19 protein-coding genes and 1 pseudogene are annotated in these 19107 nt (G+C 39.8%); 2 read left to right on the top strand and 18 right to left on the bottom strand.

Annotation, left to right across the window (positions count from 1 at the left end):
- Nucleotides 1–97: 97 nt before the first annotated feature.
- The 8 genes and pseudogenes from ADI86_RS06505 to ADI86_RS06470 all read right to left on the bottom strand — a co-directional run bounded on the left by ADI86_RS06505 (nucleotide 98) and on the right by ADI86_RS06470 (nucleotide 7792).
- Complete coding sequence (locus ADI86_RS06505) at nucleotides 98–538, bottom strand: ASCH domain-containing protein (RefSeq protein ID WP_049532263.1); 441 nt, start codon at nucleotides 536–538, stop codon at nucleotides 98–100.
- A pseudogene (locus ADI86_RS06500) lies at nucleotides 480–1383 on the bottom strand (putative PEP-binding protein). The gene ADI86_RS06505 and the pseudogene ADI86_RS06500 overlap by 59 nt, the downstream one beginning before the upstream one ends.
- The gene (locus ADI86_RS06495; RefSeq protein WP_049532261.1) at nucleotides 1361–1861 is read right to left on the bottom strand and encodes an NUDIX hydrolase; all 501 of its coding nucleotides are present in this window, start codon (nucleotides 1859–1861) and stop codon (nucleotides 1361–1363) included. Before ADI86_RS06495 ends, ADI86_RS06500 begins: the two are co-directional and overlap by 23 nt.
- Nucleotides 1862–1871: 10 nt before the next feature.
- Complete coding sequence (locus ADI86_RS06490) at nucleotides 1872–2570, bottom strand: 3-oxoacyl-ACP reductase (protein WP_049532260.1); 699 nt, start codon at nucleotides 2568–2570, stop codon at nucleotides 1872–1874.
- A complete protein-coding gene (locus tag ADI86_RS06485) occupies nucleotides 2563–2799 on the bottom strand; it encodes a DUF2829 domain-containing protein (protein WP_000142161.1) in 237 nt (78 codons plus the stop codon). The genes ADI86_RS06490 and ADI86_RS06485 overlap by 8 nt, the downstream gene beginning before the upstream one ends.
- A 506-nt stretch (nucleotides 2800–3305) precedes the next feature.
- Entirely contained in the window at nucleotides 3306–4535 is a 1230-nt protein-coding gene (locus ADI86_RS06480; RefSeq protein ID WP_049532259.1) for a tetratricopeptide repeat protein, read from the bottom strand.
- Nucleotides 4525–5691 carry an AI-2E family transporter gene (locus ADI86_RS06475; RefSeq protein WP_049532258.1) on the bottom strand — a complete coding sequence of 389 codons (1167 nt, stop codon included), beginning with the start codon at nucleotides 5689–5691 and terminating at the stop codon, nucleotides 4525–4527. Before ADI86_RS06475 ends, ADI86_RS06480 begins: the two co-directional genes overlap by 11 nt.
- A 118-nt stretch (nucleotides 5692–5809) precedes the next feature.
- Nucleotides 5810–7792, bottom strand: a complete 1983-nt coding sequence (locus ADI86_RS06470; protein WP_049532257.1) for a peptide ABC transporter substrate-binding protein — start codon at nucleotides 7790–7792, stop codon at nucleotides 5810–5812.
- Nucleotides 7793–7951: 159 nt separating this feature from the next.
- Between ADI86_RS06470 and ADI86_RS06465 the strand changes: the two genes are divergently transcribed.
- Complete coding sequence (locus ADI86_RS06465; protein ID WP_049532256.1) at nucleotides 7952–8965, top strand: lactonase family protein; 1014 nt, start codon at nucleotides 7952–7954, stop codon at nucleotides 8963–8965.
- Between the two features lie 45 nt (nucleotides 8966–9010).
- Here the strand turns inward: ADI86_RS06465 and ADI86_RS06460 are convergent, their stop codons facing one another.
- The 10 genes from ADI86_RS06460 to guaA form a co-directional block, all read right to left on the bottom strand.
- Nucleotides 9011–9430: a F0F1 ATP synthase subunit epsilon gene (locus ADI86_RS06460; protein ID WP_049532255.1), complete on the bottom strand. Its 420-nt coding sequence runs from the start codon at nucleotides 9428–9430 to the stop codon at nucleotides 9011–9013.
- Nucleotides 9431–9440: 10 nt separating this feature from the next.
- Nucleotides 9441–10847 carry a F0F1 ATP synthase subunit beta gene (gene atpD, locus ADI86_RS06455; protein ID WP_000094357.1) on the bottom strand — a complete coding sequence of 469 codons (1407 nt, stop codon included), beginning with the start codon at nucleotides 10845–10847 and terminating at the stop codon, nucleotides 9441–9443.
- A gap of 85 nt (nucleotides 10848–10932) precedes the next feature.
- Nucleotides 10933–11811, bottom strand: coding sequence for a F0F1 ATP synthase subunit gamma (locus ADI86_RS06450; protein ID WP_049532254.1), 879 nt, complete (start codon nucleotides 11809–11811; stop codon nucleotides 10933–10935).
- A 15-nt stretch (nucleotides 11812–11826) separates the two neighbouring features.
- Nucleotides 11827–13332, bottom strand: coding sequence for a F0F1 ATP synthase subunit alpha (gene atpA / locus ADI86_RS06445; protein ID WP_049532252.1), 1506 nt, complete (start codon nucleotides 13330–13332; stop codon nucleotides 11827–11829).
- Between the two features lie 14 nt (nucleotides 13333–13346).
- Nucleotides 13347–13883: a F0F1 ATP synthase subunit delta gene (locus ADI86_RS06440; RefSeq protein WP_049532251.1), complete on the bottom strand. Its 537-nt coding sequence runs from the start codon at nucleotides 13881–13883 to the stop codon at nucleotides 13347–13349.
- Entirely contained in the window at nucleotides 13883–14377 is a 495-nt protein-coding gene (gene atpF, locus ADI86_RS06435; protein ID WP_000558549.1) for a F0F1 ATP synthase subunit B, read from the bottom strand. The genes ADI86_RS06440 and atpF overlap by 1 nt, the downstream gene beginning before the upstream one ends.
- A gap of 13 nt (nucleotides 14378–14390) precedes the next feature.
- Nucleotides 14391–15104, bottom strand: a complete 714-nt coding sequence (gene atpB / locus ADI86_RS06430) for a F0F1 ATP synthase subunit A (protein WP_049532250.1) — start codon at nucleotides 15102–15104, stop codon at nucleotides 14391–14393.
- Between the two features lie 32 nt (nucleotides 15105–15136).
- Entirely contained in the window at nucleotides 15137–15337 is a 201-nt protein-coding gene (locus tag ADI86_RS06425) for a F0F1 ATP synthase subunit C (RefSeq protein ID WP_001054557.1), read from the bottom strand.
- Between the two features lie 315 nt (nucleotides 15338–15652).
- Complete coding sequence (locus ADI86_RS06420) at nucleotides 15653–16939, bottom strand: peptidase U32 family protein (protein ID WP_049532249.1); 1287 nt, start codon at nucleotides 16937–16939, stop codon at nucleotides 15653–15655.
- 350 nt (nucleotides 16940–17289) lie between these two features.
- Complete coding sequence (guaA, locus tag ADI86_RS06415; RefSeq protein WP_049532248.1) at nucleotides 17290–18852, bottom strand: glutamine-hydrolyzing GMP synthase; 1563 nt, start codon at nucleotides 18850–18852, stop codon at nucleotides 17290–17292.
- Nucleotides 18853–18992: 140 nt separating this feature from the next.
- Between guaA and ADI86_RS11200 the strand changes: the two genes are divergently transcribed.
- On the top strand, nucleotides 18993–19107 hold a 115-nt coding region (locus ADI86_RS11200), incomplete at its 3' end, for a GntR family transcriptional regulator (RefSeq protein ID WP_152906152.1).

Here is a 19107-nt window from a genome sequence, read left to right as displayed (position 1 = left end):
AGCTAGAGCTCTTCTTCAAACAAACTTATTATATCATGTTTTGTCTAAGAAAAAAGGATTGGACAGTGATTTCCAAAACTTTCTTCCTTCTAGAAGTCTACAGTGGGTAAACCTTGCGAAATTCTTCTAAAACAACCTTGCTTTCAGGTGTAAAAGTCAGTCCTGATTCTCTCAGCCACTCGGCGAAACAATCCTCATGAACCTGACGCCAATAGGCTAGGGATTTGTCACCTTCCCCTTCCTTAAAGGCATGTTGCGCAGAAACTTGATTGAAGGGTTGGACAGAAACCTTTGTAATTTCGACAATACAAACAGCCTGATTTTGACTATCTAAAATGATGTCAAAGGTACCTTCTTGCGGAAGGGGTTCGTCATCTAGTACGTAGAGGTCATAAGCCGACGCTGTTGCTGTCTTTTCGCCTTTAAACACTAAATCCGCTAAAAGGTCTGGTTCCACTCCAAAAGCCCAAGCATCGATTTCATCTCCGATCGAAGGATTGATTTTCTTGTAGGCATTCCACATTTCTTGCGGTGTCATAGGTTTCTCCTTTGTGATTTTTTACTTTCTTCTTTGATGTATTTGAGATGGTCTGGATGGTCAATCTCTAAATCAAAAATCTCTGGAATAGAGCTATAGTGGATAATGCACTTAATACCCATCTGATTCATTTTTTGTATGAAAGAAGTATTCAGATAGCCTGCCACAGCAAAGTCAATCTTTTTCGTCCTTGCTTTATCTTGCATCTGTCTCAACATATCTAACATAATTGGACTTTCCATATCATGCCATTGACTGTTTCTCACAGTGGCAAAAACAAAGGAAGTCAAATCATTCATTCCAACTACAATCTTTGAAATACCAGCTTCCAGTATGCTGTCTAAGTCAAAATATGCTGACGGTAATTCAATCATCGTGCCAACTTTCCCAGTAAAACCCTGCTGACGCAATACTCTAATAGCTTGCTTTAACTGCTCAGCATCATTGACAAAAGGAAAGATAAGAGACAGATTGGGATTGTTTTGATAAACTTCTGTAACGACATGTGCTTCAGCCTGAAATTCATCCAAACACGCTAGTAAACGTCTAGTCCCTCTATAACCAAACAAGGGATGATTTTCATCAAAATACTCTTTAGTCCCCTCTAAACAATTGGCTTCTGTATTCGTTAATTCAGAAAAACGATACCATACCTCTTCATCTGAGTACAAGGAGCAAATAGTGTCTAGATAATCTTTTACAAATTGCTGACAACTTGGTAACAGGATGTTCTGGTTAAGCTCCCTCAACAAGTATTCCCCACGAATCATACCAATGTGGTGAAATAGTTGATGGTAAATTTTTTCAACAATTTTTTCGCCACTAAGAGCCAGTTGGTTTCTCATCATTCACCTTCCAATTCATGTAAGAAGTCTTGTCCAGTTCTGGAAATCCTAATAATTCAGACTTAACCTTCAAGACTAATGGCGATGCATTTTCTTCTGCGATCTCTTGAATATCCAGCCAAATATATCCAAGTGAATCATTCGCACCATCAGACACAGCTTCCGAAATCGTAACTTGAGGTGCACTCTCATTCATTTCAACATCATACAAGGCCATGACATGGTGAACCATAAAATTTTTTAACTCTTCCCTGACGAAAACATCGTAGATTCGAGGATTAGAGTAGCTTCTAACAGTAAATCCCGTCTCTTCCATAACTTCTCTAGTCAGCGTTTCCGTCAGTCCTTCACCAAGTTGCTGACTTCCACCGGGAAGGTCTAACCTATTTTTGTAGGGACCTGCTGTTTTTTGAATACAAAGAAGGTAACCATGTTTATAGCAAACAGCATAGACTCCAAAATGATTTTTGATTTCCATCCAACTCCTCCTACTTCAAAGACCAGCCACCATCTATTGTCAGAATTTGTCCCTGCATGGCAGATGCCTTTCCACTGGCCAAAAAGAGACTGACTTCTGCCACTTCCTCTGGTTCAATCCAGCGTTTGATGGGTGTTTCACTAGCCACCCAGTCTGCTAATCCACCTGGCTCAAAGTCCGCAGCAGTCATAGCTGTCTTGACTGCTCCTGGAGCAAGCCCAAAGACCTGAATCCCAGCTTCAGCATAGTCTAGAGCCAACTGCTTGGTAAATCCAGCCAAGGCGTGCTTCGAAGAAGTATAGGCGTGTCCACCGCCACCTGCTAGGCTAGAAGCAATAGAGCACATATTGATGATGATTCCCTTTTTATTTTCCAACATTTGTGTCAAATAAAATCGAGTCAACTCAACAGGAGTCACGTAGTTAATTTCAAAAATTTCTTGAATTTCCTGCGCTGTCTGTTCCAACAGTGGTTTATAATCATCCAAAACTCCAGCAGTATTGCACAAAACATCAACCTGAGGACACCAATCAAAAATAGGCTCCAAGTCCAAGGTCAAATCTCTCTGTAAAAAGTGGAAATCACCCTTTAAGAGTGGATTTTCACCTTGGTCCACTCCATAAACTTGATAGTCCTTCTCTAAAAAGAGTCGAGCCTGAGCCAATCCAATGCCTGAACTCACGCCTGTAATGAGTACACATTTAGTCATGCACTTCTACCCAATCCGTCGCCAAAACATCACAAGGTGTCGGACTCCACATGGAAAAACCTTCTCCTTCTCCAGACACGTTGATTAGGAAATAGGGCGTCACTTCAAGTGCAATCCCGTTTTGTTCAATAGTATCAAAGAGTTGGACATAGTTTTCAGCCCCTCCCCAACCAGTACGAACATATTTTTTCTTAGCCTTTAACCCAGGCAGCATTTCTTCGAAAGTCATATTTTTTCTCCTTTTATATCAATAATTCTTCAATTAATTATAACAAAAAAATGCTTTAAAATTCCTTTTGACTCATCCTAATTCAAAATCAATAAACTTTTTATTACCATTTCTAGCAACAATGACCTCAGTTTTTTTAGAGACAAAGTTTGGATCACTTTCTGAAACTTATATAATTTCTTTTTACAACAATTCATACTCTTCGAAAATCTCTTCAAACCACGTCAGCGTCGCCTTACCATAGGTATATGATACTGACTCTGTCAGTTCTATCCACAACCTCAAAACAGTGTTTTGAGCAACCTGCAGCTAGCTTCCTAGTTTGCTTTTTGATTTTCATTGAGTATCAATAAAATCATATCTATCAAAAATGACTGGATAAAAAGTCTTTGAGATTACAAAAATGCATAGTATCAGGTGTTCAAAAAACTTGATATTATGCGTTTTATTGTAGGAAGATTTACTTGATTTTCTACTGAAATTGAGTTTTTCTCCCAGACTTATTCTTACAATCTCTCAATCAGTTCTTGCATTTGCACATCATCTGGAACTAATTTTAAGTAAGCTTGGGCATTAACTTTTGCTTCTTCAAAGTATCCCAATTCACGCAAGAGATAAATATAGTGTTCCAGAAACTCTGGATTGTCTTTCAAATCTCCTGCCAACTCTTGATAAAGCTCATAGGCAGAATCCAAATCGTCCATTTCTTGATAAGAGCGAGCAATCATCCACTTGGTCAGAAGATTTTCTGGCTCATCACTTTGTAAGTCTAGAATGTCTTCATAACGCTCCTGATCTAGATAAATAGTAGCTAAACGGAGTAAGATTTCTTCCGTATCCTCAGCATCTTCTTTAGCGGTAAGGAGATAGTTCTCTGCTCCACTAGCATCATGCAATTCATAAGAAAATTGTGAAGCGGCTAGCAAGAGGCGAGTTTCAAAGGGATTTTTCTCCAACCCTTGCTTAGCGATACGCAGGGCTTCTTGAACTTGATGTTCCTTATGCAAGGCCTGACTATAACCATATTCATAGCCTTCAAAGTCAGGAGAAATGGTATCGATCTGCTTAAAGTAGAGGACAGCTTTTTGGTATTCTTCTTGATCAAAGTAAAGACTGGCCAACTCAAAAGCTGTTAGGTCATCGTATTCTAACTCCAGGGCTTTTTCTAAAAACTCTGTAGCCGTTTCAAATTTCCCTAACTGAGCATAGGCAAAACCAATCCGTTGGTAGGTGGAAATGCCTGTTTGCTCATAAATAGTACGATTATCTAACTGGGCATAGCCTTGAATAGCCTCTTGGTAATTTTCCAACTCACTATCCAACTCTGCCAAGCCCAATATCAAGAGAGGATCCTCTGAGTAAGTCAAAGCCTCCAGAAGTTTCTCACGCGCCACATCTGTCAAACCTTCCATCTGATAAAGATCCGCTTTCAGAGCCAAAGCCGAAACATACCAGTCACTGTCAGCTTGGATTTCCTCTAGATAGGCAAATGCTTCCTCGATTTGGCCATCCTCGCTAGCAATTGCAGCTAGATTAAGATGAACCTCTGGAAAATCCTCTACAATTTTCAGGTAAATTTCCTTGGCCTGAGGATAGAAACCAATTCCTTCTAGATAAATCGCTAATTCATAAAGAAGGTCACTTGGATCATTTTCTAAAGCTTTAGCGAAATAATGCTCAGCCTTAGCTAAATCTTGTTCCTCCAAAGCCTGTAACATCTGTTGACTATTGTTCACTCTTGACTTCCTCTCCCTCTAGTTCATATAGGCCACTAACTACCTTATACCATTCAAAAATAGCTGAAATGACAACTTTTGCAGAGGCATAAACTGGAATACCGAGTAAGACTCCCCAAATACCAAACATGGATCCTGAAGTTAACAAGACAAAGAGAACATTAATAGGATGGATGTTTAATTGACTTCCCAAGATTAATGGAGAGACAAAACGGCCTTCAATAGTTTGTTCTACGATAAAGACAATCACCACTTTTAACAGCATGACTGGCCCCGCAATCAAGCCCAATACTAGGGCAGGAAGCATGGCTAGGAAGCTACCCAGATAAGGAACCAGATTTAAAATACCAGCAGTAACACCCAGCGTAACTGCATAGCGTAGACCGATAATCTTGAAGAAGATCATAAACATTACTGCTACAATAATAGCCACTGTCACTTGCCCTCGAACATAGTTAGACAACTGCTGATTCACATCTGATAAAACTTGTCCCACAGGTTCCTTCAATTTTGTTGGCATGAATTGAGTCAAATAGTCACGCAAGCCTTTCCCATCACGCAAGAGATAAAAGAGCATGAAAGGAACGATAATCAAGGCTACAATCACTTGAGATGCCCCGCTAATAAAGGCGCTCACCCAGTTGACTGCTTGAGAAGAAACCTTGCTCGCCCAAACTGTAGCCTGACTTGAGAAGTTTGTCAAAACTTGTTCTAACTGAGGTCTAAAATCATCTGGCAAACGCTTGGTTACCAAATCATTAATAACTCGATCAGCATCTTCGAGATAGATTGGTACATTTCTTGCAAATGTTAAGACCTGACGCTGCAGATTTGGAATAGCCACTGCCAAGCCCCAAATGATAAAGAGGGCAATGATGACAAATACAATACTGATAGCTATAACACGATTAACCTTATGCTTCTCCATCCAATCAACAATAGGATTCAATAAATAATATAGCAAACCAGATAGAATGACTGGCAACATCACGACAGCCAAAAAGTCTAAAACAGGTGAAAATAGAAAACTAATCTTACTTAAAATAAAAAGATTTAGTCCCAATAATAAGGTTACCAAAAATACTGTAATTGCTTTGTTATCTAAAAACCACTTGAAAAACCAAGATAGACTAAAATGTTTCTCTTTTTGCTCCATAAATACTTCCTTTCTATTGTTCTCTCATTATACCATTTTTAAATCAAAATAACTCTTTTTTAAAGTGCTTACATGAAGACAGCGACATAAAAAAATCCCCTCAAAAGAGGAGATTCAATTAGTCTTGAATATGACGGTCTAAATTCTTCTGATAATCAGCGTTTGATTTGGCTTTTTCATCAGCAAATTTCTTGCGGAACTCATCCATTTCTTTAGTAGTAACAATCTTATCTTGGAGTTTAAGATATTTATAGCTAAGTTCACCGGTCTTATCACCAACCCAACCATAGGCACCTGTTCCAAGAACTTTCTTAGTAAGAAGCATTTGGGCACCGTTTGATTGTACAGGAATCACCAAGGCACTGTCTGTTAACCAAGCTTGAGCTTTTGCATATTTAGCATATCGTTTTTCAAGATTTGTTTTCTCACTATTAGCATCCGTAATTAACTCTTTAAACTTATCTAACCCAACAGCTTTGATTACTGAACTATCTTTACCTGGTGTTACACCTAAGGAACTAAGAAGATTTGGTCCAGATGTTGGATCAAATATATCTAGATAAGTTGAAGGATCTGCGTAATCAGGTCCCCATCCACTATTTACATTAATATCCCAGTCAGTATTAGTATTAGAAGTTGCTAGAATTGTCATACTTGACAATTCATCGTCAGAAACTTGTTGAATATCAACTACAACATTATCTGATCCAAGAGCTTCCTCGATGGATTGTTTATAAGATTGAGCTTGACGCACAAAATCTGGACGAGTAGAAGATACTGGAATGTCTAAATGAATAGGGAACTGTACTCCATCAGCTTGAAGAGTTTTCTTGGCAGCTTCAAATTTAGTCTTAGCCTTATCTACATTATGAAGTGAATCCTGGGCATCATCAAGACTAACATCTTTCCACACACCATCTAATTTATCCAATTCTGTCTTAGTAACTTGACCAAATGTTTGATCTCCTACTTGTACAAAGGTTGGAGGAGTGAGACTTGTCCGTAACTTACGAGGTGCTACTTCGTCCCCAAATACTTGAGAGATCCCTGCTTTACGATCTGTAGCAAAAGCCAAGGATTGACGGAAATCTTTGTTCAGCAAAGCCTTCTTAGTAGATGATTTTTCTGCATCACTTGTTTTAGCGGTGTGATTGTAGGCAACACGGTCAATATTCGTCGAAATATAGAAAGTATTTCCTTGTTGTTGACTATAAATAATGTTATCTTTGTATTTTTCTTTTAGCCGTTCATAGTTAGCAGAGTTTTTAAAGAGAGGTGCTGCAGGATAATTTCCTTCATCAAAACCACGTCCAAGAGAGTCTGCATCCTGACCATCAAAGTAAGACAACTTAATATCATCAATAAAGACATTTTGTTTATCCCAATAGTTTTGGTTTTTAGTCATTTCAATAGAAGATTTAGATGTAAGACCTTTTAGAAGATAAGCCCCATTGTATAGAATGCTTGTTACATCAGTCGCCTTACCAAAGTCATCTCCTTTAGAAGCTAAAAAGTTTTCGCTAACAGGAGCAAGAACTCCCATTGTTGTCTTCGAATTCCAGAAAGATTCTGGATTGTTTAAAGTATAGACTACAGTATAATCGTCTGTTGCTTTTACACCAACAGTAGAAAAATCCGTTGTTTTCCCATTTACATAGTCATCTAATCCTTTAATAGAATCCTGTACAAGATAAAGTGCTTCTGATTTCTTGTCAGCTGCGTGTTTTAGACCAGTCACAAAATCCTGAGCCTTAACTTCTCCATATTCTTCACCTTCATTGGTATACCACTTGATACCCTTACGAATTTTATAAGTATAGGTCAAACCATCTTTGGAAACAGTCCAATCTTCTGCAACTGATGGTACTAGATTCCCATATTGATCATTTTCTAGTAGTCCATCAATGACATTACCAGTAATCTGTTTTGTAGAATTTTTCCCCGAAACTGTATAATCCAGAGTCGCAGGATCTGATGAAAATACATAGGCATAAGTAACTGGTTTAGTTGCTTCTTTATTCCCATTGCCAGATGAACAAGCTGCTAGAACAGCTGCTGAGAGTACAGCAACTCCAGCTGCTAAGAAAACACGTTTTTTCATAAAAAACTCCTTTGCAATTTATATAGGATTATTATAGCACTTTTCAAAAGGAAATCAAGTTAAATTTTATATTTTATTATACTTATTTATGTGTTAGAGAGTTCCTCCAACTACAATTTTTGTGATATAATAGTCTTATCTTTATATAGAGGTAAAGTTATGAAAGAAACTGTTTATTTTGGAACTTATACACGTCGTACTTCCCAAGGGATTTACAAGGCAGACTTTGATACAGAAACTGGTCAGCTTGCTAATTTAGAACTTTTTGCAGCTGAGCCTAGTCCGACCTACCTTGCCTTTGACCAGCACCAACATTTATACACTGTTGGTAGCCAAGACGATAAGGGGGGGATTGCAGCCTATCAAACTGACGGGACTTTATTAAATCATGTCGTGGAAGAGGGAGCCCCTCACTGTTATGTTTCTGTTGATGAAAAGCGTGATTTGGTTTACGCAGCTAACTACCACAAAGGGCAGGTTCTTGTTTATAAACGTCAGGAAGATGGTCGTCTTATACTTAGTGATGTGGATCAACATAGTGGCCAAGGTCCACACGAAAATCAAGCTTCCCCCCATGTTCACTTTACAGACTTAACACCTGACCACTATCTAGTGACCTGTGATTTGGGTACTGACCAAGTCATCACTTATGACCTTGATCAAGAAGGGAAATTATCTAAGCTCTATACCTATCACAGCCAGCCAGGAGCAGGCTCACGTCATATCATTTTCCATAATCACTATAAAATCGCTTATCTCATTTGTGAACTCAATAGCACTATCGAAGTTTTAATCTACGATGGTGTTGGCGAATTTGAACGCATGCAGGTCATTTCAACTCTACCAGACGGTTATGAAAGCTTTAATGGAACTGCTGCTATTCGTCTCTCTAAAGATGGTAAATACCTCTACGCTTCTAACCGTGGCCATGATTCTATCGCAGTATATACAATTCTTGCAGACGGTAGTCTAGAATTGTTAGAAATCGTTCCTACTCATGGTCAGACTCCACGTGATTTTGATTTGACACCAGACCAAGAATTTGTCATTGCTGTCCATCAAGACTCTGACAATGCGACCGTCTTTAAACGTAATCCTGAAACTGGTCGTCTAGCAGAACTTTCTAACGACTTCCATGTACCAGAAGCAGTCTGCATCAGTTTTGCTCCTTAAGAAAACATAAAAAAATGAACTTGGTAACTCAAGTTCATTTTTTTCTTATAGTCTATTTCCGACATTAATACGGTTAATGGCACGTTGCAAAGCAATCTTAGCACGACGCTCTTGATCAATCAAGTGTTTTTCGTGGGCTTCTTCGATTTCACGCTCTGCTCGAATCTTGGCACGTTCTGCACGGCTAACATCGATATCACGAGCACGTTCTGCAGAATCCGCAACGATTGTAATGATATCATTGGCAATTTCAATAACGCCTCCGTTTACTGCAATCCAGTTCACGTGATCTTCATCATCAATACGTTTTACCTTTACTTCATCAACTGCTAAAACCGCAATCATATTTTCATGTCGTGGCAAGATCCCCATCTCACCATCCAGAGTTCGAACTGATACATAGCTGGCATGGTGATCATAGACGAGACCATCTGGTGTCACGATCTGGACAGTTAACTGAGCCATAGATCACCTCTTAAAATCCCATTTTTTCAGCTTTTGCAATCACATCTTCGATAGAACCTACACCACGGAAGGCATCTTCTGGCAAGTGGTCATGTTTACCATCAAGGATTTCCTTAAAGCCACGTACAGTTTCAGCAACTGGAACATAAGAACCTGGCTGACCAGTAAATTGTTCCGCAACGTTGAAGTTTTGTGACAAGAAGAACTGGATACGGCGGGCACGAGCAACCAAGGTCTTTTCTTCATCAGAAAGTTCATCCATACCAAGGATAGCAATGATATCTTGCAACTCATGGTAACGTTGAAGAACACGTTTTACTTCTGCAGCAACTGCATAGTGCTCTTCTCCAACGATTTCAGGTGCCAAAGCACGTGAACTTGAAGCGAGTGGGTCAACGGCAGGGTAGATACCCAATTGTACCAACTTACGTTCCAAGTTGGTTGTTGAATCCAAGTGAGCGAAGGCTGTTGCTGGCGCTGGGTCAGTATAGTCATCCGCTGGCACATAGATAGCCTGGATAGAGGTTACAGAACCCTTCTTAGTTGATGTGATACGCTCTTGCAATTGACCCATTTCTGTAGCAAGCGTTGGTTGGTAACCAACGGCTGATGGCATACGACCCAAAAGGGCAGATACTTCTGAACCAGCCTGAGTGAAACGGAAGATATTATCGATAAAGAGAAGCACGTCTTGGCCTTCTACATCACGGAAGTATTCAGCGATTGTCAAACCAGTAAGGGCAACACGCATACGTGCTCCTGGTGGCTCATTCATCTGACCAAATACCATGGCTGTTTTCTCGATAACACCTGATTCTTTCATTTCCCAGTAAAGGTCATTCCCCTCACGAGTACGTTCCCCAACACCAGTAAATACTGAGATACCACCGTGTTCTTGGGCAATGTTGTGAATCAATTCTTGGATCAAGACAGTTTTACCAACTCCGGCACCACCGAAAAGTCCAACCTTCCCACCTTTAAGGTAAGGGGCAAGAAGGTCGATAACCTTAATCCCTGTTTCAAGGATTTCAGAAGAGGTAGACAACTCATCAAAAGTTGGAGCTTTTTTATGAATTGGCTGACGCTCTGCATCTTCTGTAAAAGGAGCTTCCAAGTCAATGGTATCTCCCAAAACGTTGAAGACACGTCCCAAAGTTTCTTTACCTACTGGTACAGAGATTGGACGACCTGTGTCCAATACTTCCATTCCACGAGTCAAACCATCTGTTGATTCCATGGCGATAGTACGAACCATACCATCTCCCAACTCCAAGGCTACTTCAAGGACGATTTTTGTTTTTCTTTCGTCATTTTTGTAGACGACAAGTGCATTGTTAATCTCAGGAAGTTTTTCCCCTGCTGCAAACAAGACGTCTACAACGGGACCGATAACCTGAGCAATTTTACCTGAACTCATCTCCTTCTCCTATTCTATATAAGATACTGTCGGTCCCTAGCTCAACTAGGTCCTAAGTTCATTTTCATACGAGCTGGACTAGAGCCTATTCTAAGGCACTAGCTCCTGCTACGATTTCTGTAATTTCTTGTGTAATCGCCGCCTGTCTGGCACGGTTATACTGAATTGTCAAATCATTGATGACTTTCTTAGCATTATCTGTCGCTGTTTGCATGGCTGTCATACCGGCAGCATTTTCAGCTGTCTTGGCATCGATAATAGCCCCGTAAATCATACTTTCTGCAAACTGAGGCAACAACTGCTCCAAAATTTCTTCTCGGCTGTTTTCCAATTCAAAAGTCAAGCTATACTCTTCATCTGCTTCATTTGGATCCAAGTCAACAATCGGAAGCATTTGTTCCACACGCATTTGACTTGTTAGCGTATTGACATGGTGATTGTAGCAGACATAGAGTTCATCAAAAAGTTCATTTTGGTACATTTCAACAGTTTTTGAAATGATCTTACGAACTTCATCAAAGCTAGGTTGGTCTGCCAAGCCACGTAGTTCATAAAGTGGTTGAATACCACGAGCCTTAAAGAAATCAGCTCCCATTCCACCGATACAGATCATTTCAAAACCTGTACCGTCTGGGTGGTATTCTTCTTTCAACTCCATAACGGCTTTCAGAATAGAAGAATTATACCCTCCAACCAAACCGCGATCTGAAGTAATGACGATATAGCCTGTCTTCTTCACGGGACGGCTAATCAACATCGGATTGGTTGAACCACCAGAACCATTACCATGAAGGATATCTGTCAAGAGCTTGCGAACTTTTTGAGCGTATACTTGGAAGTTACGAGCAGCTTCTTCAGAGCGACCTAGCTTAGCAGCCGATACCATTTGCATGGCATTAGTGATTTGACTCGTATTTTTTGTTGAGGCGATTTTTGTTTTAATATCATTTAGAGATACTGCCATCTGACACCTCTATTCTTATTGGAAGCTGGTTTGATTGAGAAACTCTGTAATCGCAGCATCCAAGATTGCTTCTTCTGGCAAGTCTTTTGTATCACGAATGGTTTCTAAAATCTCTGGATGTTGAGCGTCAAAGAAGGCATGGAACTCTTCCTCGAAACGAACAATGTCATCTACTGGAACAGTATCCAAGAAACCATGTGTCAAAGCATAAAGAATGGTTACTTGTTTCTCAACAGGTAATGGTTTGTGAACAGGTTGTTTCAAAACTTCAACGGTACGACGTCCACGGTTCAACTTAGCCTGTGTTGCCGCATCCAAGTCAGAACCAAACTTAGTGAAGGCTTCCAACTCACGATATGAAGCAAGGTCGATACGAAGTGTACCGGCAACCTTCTTCATGGCTTTGATTTGTGCAGAACCACCTACACGAGATACAGATGAACCCGCATCGATGGCTGGACGAATACCTGCATTGAAGAGACCATCGCCAAGGAAAATTTGTCCATCAGTGATAGAAATCACGTTGGTTGCGATATAGGCAGAGATATCTCCTGCTTGTGTCTCGATAAATGGTAGGGCTGTAATTGATCCACCACCAAGTTCATCAGAAACCTTAGCTGAGCGCTCAAGCAAACGGCTATGAAGGTAGAAAACATCCCCTGGGAAGGCTTCACGACCTGGAGGACGACGAAGCAAGAGAGAGAGTTCACGATAAGCTACCGCTTGTTTTGATAAATCATCATAAACAATCAAAACATGCTTACCTTGGTACATAAACTCTTCCGCCATGGCAACCCCAGCATAAGGAGCTAGGAAAAGCAATGGAGATGGTTGTGAAGCAGAGGCTGTTACAACGATTGTGTAGTCCAAGGCACCGTACTGACGAAGTGTTTCTACTTGCGTACGAACTGTTGATTCTTTTTGTCCAATCGCTACGTAGATACAGATCATATCTTGACCTTTTTGGTTCAAGATTGTATCAATCGCAATGGTTGTTTTCCCTGTCTGACGGTCACCGATAATCAACTCACGTTGACCACGGCCAATCGGTACAAGGGCGTCAATAGCTTTCAAACCAGTTTGCAATGGTTCTGATACAGACTTACGTTGCATAACACCAGGAGCTGGCGCTTCTACTGGACGAGTTTTATCAGTGTGGATTTCTCCAAGACCGTCAACTGGACGACCGAGTGGATCCACAACACGACCAATCAGACTCTCACCTACTGGGACTTCCATGATTTTACCTGTACGGCGGATTGTATCGCCTTCACGGATATCTGTAAAGTCACCTAGGATGATAATACCAACGTCTGTTGACTCCAAGTTTTGAGCCATACCATAAGAGCCGTTTTCAAAAATCAACAACTCTCCACTCATGGCATTTTCAAGGCCGTGAGCACGCGCGATACCATCCCCGATATAGGTTACAACACCTGTTTCAGTCACATCAAAATTGGGTTTGAAATTTTCAATTTGTTGCTTAATTAAAGCGCTGATTTCTTGTGCGTTAATTGCCAAAAGAACACCACTTTCTATTTCAAATTTTCTTTAACAACTTTAAGTTGTTGTTTAATACTCACATCAATTGTCTTGTGATTGGCAAAAATGACAAAACCACCAATGAGACTTTCATCGATTTGTTCTTTTACACTCCTTACTTTCAGAGACATTTTTTTCTCAATCAAAGGGAGCAAGCGACTCTTTTGTTCATCTGTTAAAGGATGAGCAGAAGTAACCGTCACTTCAAATCGATTTGTTTCTTTTTCAAGTCGGTTCAAGCAATCTACAAGCACATCATAAAAAAGATTTGCTCTGTGGTTGTATGCCAGAACCTGGATCAAGTTTTGCAATAAAGGTGACACTGAGTCTTGGAAGAAAGCAATCGTTTTTTCCTTGTCAGACTCGTCTACTGCCACTTTTTTTAAAAAAGAAGGTAAACCTGTTTCTTCAGCAACTTGCTTGATTTGAGTCAAATCTGAAAAAATGCGGTCTTCTTCTCCTTTTTCAAGTACCAATTGGACAAAAGGCATGCTGTATTTTTCAATTACCTTTACTGTTTTCTTGTCCATTAAGCTTCTCCTAGCTGATCGATATACTGATCAATGAGTTCTTTATGGGCATGACCATCAAGGTTTTGTGAGATAATTTTACCAGCTAAGCTGATGGTCAAATCTGCTACCTCACCCTTAACGCTTTGTAAAGCTTCAGCTTTGTTTTGAGCAATTTCTTGGTTTGCTTTTTCTTTTAAGCGTCCTGCTTCTAGTTTAGCATCTGCTAAAATACTAGCCTTACTTTTCTCAGCTGTTTCCTTTGCATTTTCAATGATTGTCTTAGCTTCTTTACGGCTACCAGCCAATTCATCTTCGCGTTTTTGAGCCAATACTTCCGCTTTTTGACGTGCTTCTTCAGCTCTATCAATATCTGAAGCAATTTTTTCAGCTCTTTCTTCGAAAATGCCTGTAATATTAGACCATGCAAATTTTTTAATCAAGACTAGCAAAAGGATAAAAGAGCCAGCGATTAAAATAAAATTACCAATTAATTCACCTACTGTTACGTGCATCAGTTACTCCTTTCTACTCTTCATCATTAATTTTATTTCCTAGGTACATAGAGGATAATAGTGTAAAGACATAGGCTTGTACACAAGAAATGAACACGGAAAATGCAGTCCAAACTAAGTTTGTCCCAAATGCGATTGGATACCAAAAAATAGCCTGATGTGAAAGTAATAGAAGCAAGCTTGTCATTACTTCACCTGCAAAGATATTCCCAAAAATCCGCAAAGCAAGAGAAAGGAAATTCGTGATTTCTTCAAGTAGATTCATCGGTGTCATAAATGCAGGAGTTACAAAACCTTTTAGGTATTGTTTAATCCCACGACGACGAATCCCCTCAACATGCGCCATCACAATAATACAGAAAGACAAGACAAGGTCAAATGAAAGATTTGCAGTTGGCGATGTCCAAAGGTTTGTCCCATCTGTTGTTTGAAGTTTAGCCATCAAACCAAGATTATTGGCGATGACCATAAAAAGAAATAAACATAAGTAAAAGAGTGAGTAATCTTTTATGTAGTGGGAACCAAGGTTAGGTTCTGTAAATCCAATTACAAAATCATAGAGATACTCTAGTACATTTTGTTTACCTTTGGGCTTTAATGTCATATTACGACTTGCCCAATAGATAAATGCAAAAATCAGAAACACAGACAGCAAAGTCAAGGCTGTCAAAGTTAAATCAAAGGTAACAGGACCAATATTGATGGTTGGATTGATACTTTCTTCCATCTAACATTCTCCCTTCTCCAATTTATATTTCGTTATTTAATAATAAATGAGAAGACAAGAGTTACGAAGAAAGTTCCTTCAATAAAGGCAACCCCTAAAAACATCAAGCTACGAAACTCAGCGATAATATCTGGTTGGCGAGCTACCGATTTCAACAAACCATTCATCAATAACCCTTCACCAAGAGATACACCCATACAGGCAAGACATAGACCGAAAAATGTTAAATTCATGATGAATTCTCCTTTTAATTAAAATTTACTTACTTAGTTTAGTCCTAAAAATTCAATTTGTCAACTTTTTACCAACATTGAAAGCGTTTAATGGAAATTATTTACAATTTTACTATTTTTGAGTTTATTATATAGGAAACTTTGGAAAAAACTTGTAATAAATCCGACCATTATCTAGGCCTTTCTGAAAAATGATGAAAAAAATCCGAGATGAAATCTCGGATGGAAATAAATATATTTTCTTTAACTTCTTTTCTTTTAGTGAGCAGGATTAAAGGGAAAGCAACGAGAAATCTTTCAGCTCCTGCTTGCTTATTAAGCTCGAACTGTGACACTGGTTCCATCTTCCTTATAAAGATTGATGAGTCCTTCTTTTAATGCACGAACCATGTCTCCTGCTTGAACAGGTTGTGGAACCTTGATTGTCAATAGCTCCATTGGATTTGGAGCACGGTCGATTTTATTACCTTTAGCATCGTGCAAATCTTCAATATAAGTTTCAAAATGACGGAAACCTGGGCCATAAAACTCAACTTGGTCGCCTTCATTAATGACGTTCCGTTGACGAATTGTTGCCGTTTGTGTCGCATCATCATAGGAAACCACTTCAGCGACAAACTTATACTCAGGAATTTTACGACGAGCACCAAACAACTGCTCATTTTCAGATGGTGTACCATAGTAGAAACCTGTTGCTAATTCACGTTGGGCAACCTTCCACATCTCGTCCACCAAGTCTTGTTTGATCGCTTCAAACTTTTCAGGACTTTCAAGATATGCATCCACAGCCGCCTTGTAGCAGTTGGTTACTGTTGATACGTAGTGAATAGACTTCATACGACCTTCAATCTTAAGACTGTCCACTCCATTTTCAATCATATCTGGAATATGGTCAATCATAGACATATCAACGGCTGACATTGAAAATTCTTCAGGAATTTCACCTTTCAAGCTCTTGCGTTCTTGACCAAATGGCATATCGTAAAGGTCGTATTTCCAACGGCAAGATTGAGAGCAACCACCACGGTTAGCATCACGCATACTCATGTGGTTAGAAAGGGTACAACGACCAGAGTAAGAAATACACATAGCTCCATGGACAAAGGCTTCAATCTCAACATCTGTACGTTTGCGAATTTCAGCTAATTCTTCCATTGAAACCTCACGCGCCAAAACGACACGAGTCAAGCCCAGTTCTTTCCAGAACTCCAGCGTTTCATAGTTAGTCGCACTGGCTTGAGTAGAGAGGTGGATTTCAAGACCTGGCGCTTCTGTCGCTGCAATCATAATCAAGGCTGGGTCTGACACAATAACTGCTGCAATCCCGATATCACGCAGTTTACGGAACCACTCACCAGCTCCCTCTTCATTTCCTTCGTGCATCACCATGTTTGCAGCCACATAGACCTTAGCCCCATACTTGGCAGCAAACTGGACACCTTCTTCCATCTGTTCAAAGGTAAAGTTTCCGGCACGGCTACGAAGACCATAGGCCTGACCACCGATAAAGACAGCATCTGCCCCATACTGAACAGCTACTTTTAGCTTCTCCAAAGTCCCTGCAGGTGATAAAACCTCAGGACGTTTTAATGTTTTTGTCATGTTTTCTCCTATTTGCAATATAAAAGTTTGACGTTTTTCCTTCTCATTTTATAGTAAATAAGCGATAAAATCAAGCCTAGACAGATTGTTTTGACAATTCTAATCTTTTAAGCTGTGTATAATACTTGTTAAACTATCGAATATAAACCAATTTTATAGTTGAATGAAATAAAAACTGAACAAATTGATTGCGTAATTCAAACCAATTTCTAGCAACTTTTTAGAAAACAACAACGTACTATTTTAACTTCAATCTACTATAACAAGTACTCGAAAGTCTAGAAAGTAAAAACCAGTATCCAAAGATACTGGCTCGTTAAACTACATAAAATAAGATAGTCCTTAGATGACTATTCCCACTCAACTGTTGCAGGTGGTTTACTTGTGATATCGTAGACGATACGGTTAACATGATCCACTTCATTTACGATACGTACTGAGATTTTTTGAAGTACTTCCCATGGAATTTTGGCAAAATCAGCAGTCATACCATCGATAGAAGTGATAGCACGGATTGCAATCGTGTAGTCATAAGTACGACCGTCACCCATAACACCGACTGAACGAACGCCTGTGTTAACAGTGAAGTATTGCCAAATATCGCGGTCAAGACCTGCTTTAGCAATTTCCTCACGAAGAATAGCGTCTGACTCACGAACTGTTTCCAGTTTCTCTTCAGTGATTTCACCCATAACACGGATAGCAAGACCTGGTCCTGGGAATGGTTGGCGCCATACGATGTGGTCTGGCATACCAAGCTCTGTACCAAGGGCACGAACTTCGTCTTTATAAAGAGTGTTGAGTGGTTCAATCAATTCAAACTGCATGTCTTCTGGAAGACCACCCACGTTGTGGTGTGACTTGATCGTTTGCGCTGTATCTGTACCAGACTCGATAACGTCTGTATATAAGGTACCTTGAGCAAGGAATTTCACATCTTTGAGCTTGCTTGCTTCGTCATCAAATACATACACGAATTCATTACCGATAATCTTCCGTTTTTGCTCAGGGTCAGAAACACCTGCCAATTTATCCAAGAAACGTTTAGCTGCGTCTGCTTTGACGATATTCAAACCAAACTTACCACCAAGCATGTCCATAACTTGGTCAGCTTCCCCTTTACGAAGAAGACCGTGGTCTACAAAGATACAGATCAATTGATCACCGATGGCTTTTTGGAGTAGAACCCCTACGACAGAAGAGTCAACACCACCAGAGAGACCAAGTAGGACACGTTTGTCTCCAACTTTCTCACGGATTTGTTTGATTTGCATCTCGATAAAGTTATCCATTGTCCAGTCGCCTTTAGCCTTACAAATGTTAAGAGCAAAGTTACGAAGGATGTCATTACCGTATACAGAATGGCGAACTTCTGGGTGGAATTGGATACCGTAAATGTGTTTATCTGGATTTTCGATGGCTGCGTATGGGCAGTCAGCTGAGGTTCCTGTACGAACAAAGTCAGCAGGAATCTCAGTAACTGCATCACCATGGCTCATCAAAACAGTCTGTTCATCAGGTGTTGATTCAAAAAGCGCTGATGGTGTGTGAGTTAGAGTTGATTGACCGTATTCACGATTTCCAGTATCACCTGCAGGAACAACTTTTCCTCCAAGTTTATGGGTCAATAACTGCATACCGTAACAGATTCCCAAAATCGGAATTCCAAGTTCGAAGATTTCTGGGTCAATATCGAATGAACCATCTTCGTATACAGAGTTTGGACCACCTGAAAGGATGATTCCTACAGGGTTTATTTCACGAACTTCAGCAGCTGAAATTTTATGGCTCTTTAGTTCTGAAAAAACACCAATCTCACGAATACGGCGTGAAATCAGCTGGTTGTATTGGCTACCATAGTCCAACACGATGATTTTTTCTACATCTTGTAAATCAGTTGAAATGTTGCTCATCTTTTTCCTTTCTCAAAAGAAATGTCTTTTTCCAATATTCTATCACAAATACTAGTGAATTACCAACTAAACAAGGCGAAGTTTGACTTTTTCTTATTTATTAGGGTACAATAGAGAAAAGATAGAAATGAAGTGTAAATATGCTACCAGCTTATATGAAAATCCATGATCAAATTAAAAAGGATATTGACGAGCACCGTTGGGCTATTGGAGAAAGACTCCCTAGTGAACGAGATTTAGCTGAGCAGTTTGCGG

Source organism: Streptococcus pseudopneumoniae (genome assembly GCF_001074975.1).
Classification (GTDB): domain Bacteria; phylum Bacillota; class Bacilli; order Lactobacillales; family Streptococcaceae; genus Streptococcus; species Streptococcus pseudopneumoniae_D.
The sequence above is the reverse complement of the archived record's forward strand: the minus strand, read 5'-3'. Positions and strand labels throughout refer to the sequence as shown.